This is a genomic window from Bacillus sp. AY18-3 (assembly GCF_008042305.1).
In the GTDB taxonomy this organism is placed as follows: domain Bacteria; phylum Bacillota; class Bacilli; order Bacillales; family Bacillaceae_G; genus Bacillus_A; species Bacillus_A wiedmannii.
Genome location: NZ_QKQR01000033.1, coordinates 1 through 687, shown reverse-complemented (window position 1 = coordinate 687; position 687 = coordinate 1). Strand labels below are relative to the sequence as shown.

Genomic DNA, 687 nt, shown 5'->3' with positions numbered 1-687 from the left:
AAGACATGTTTGAGTTATTTTATTAAAAGTGCGGGTGAAGGGAGTCGAACCCCCACGCCAAAGGCGCTAGATCCTAAGTCTAGTGCGTCTGCCAATTCCGCCACACCCGCATATTTATTTAAAATGGTGAGCCATGAAGGATTCGAACCTTCGACCCTCTGATTAAAAGTCAGATGCTCTACCAACTGAGCTAATGGCTCTTAATGGCTGGGCTAGCTGGATTCGAACCAGCGCATGACGGAGTCAAAGTCCGTTGCCTTACCGCTTGGCTATAGCCCATTAATTAAGAATGGTGGAGGGGGGCAGATTCGAACTGCCGAACCCGAAGGAGCGGATTTACAGTCCGCCGCGTTTAGCCACTTCGCTACCCCTCGGACATATATGGTGGAGGATGACGGGATCGAACCGCCGACCCCCTGCTTGTAAGGCAGGTGCTCTCCCAGCTGAGCTAATCCTCCATTTGCCTGGCAACGTCCTACTCTCACAGGGACAAGGTCCCAACTACCATCGGCGCTAGAGAGCTTAACTTCCGTGTTCGGTATGGGAACGGGTGTGACCTCTCTGCCATCATTACCAGACTGTATTCATTTAAGACAAGAATCATTGTAACTTATTTAACTTTTAAAGTCAACAAGTTTTTTATATTCTTTCAAAACTAGATAACATTGCTTCATATTATATGGTTAA

General features: G+C 47.3%; 4 tRNA genes and 1 rRNA gene. All 5 read right to left on the bottom strand.

The features are described 5' to 3' along the window. Positions 1 to 29: 29 nt before the first annotated feature. Positions 30 to 110: transfer RNA gene (locus DM800_RS24860), tRNA-Leu, on the bottom strand. 14 nt (positions 111 to 124) lie between these two features. Beyond that, positions 125 to 200, bottom strand: a tRNA-Lys gene (locus tag DM800_RS24855). A 4-nt stretch (positions 201 to 204) separates the two neighbouring features. Then, positions 205 to 279: transfer RNA gene (locus tag DM800_RS24850), tRNA-Gln, on the bottom strand. A gap of 103 nt (positions 280 to 382) precedes the next feature. Next, positions 383 to 458: transfer RNA gene (locus DM800_RS24845), tRNA-Val, on the bottom strand. Positions 459 to 462: 4 nt separating this feature from the next. Continuing rightward, positions 463 to 578: ribosomal RNA gene (gene rrf, locus DM800_RS24840) — 5S ribosomal RNA — on the bottom strand. Between the last annotated feature and the right edge of the window lie 109 nt (positions 579 to 687).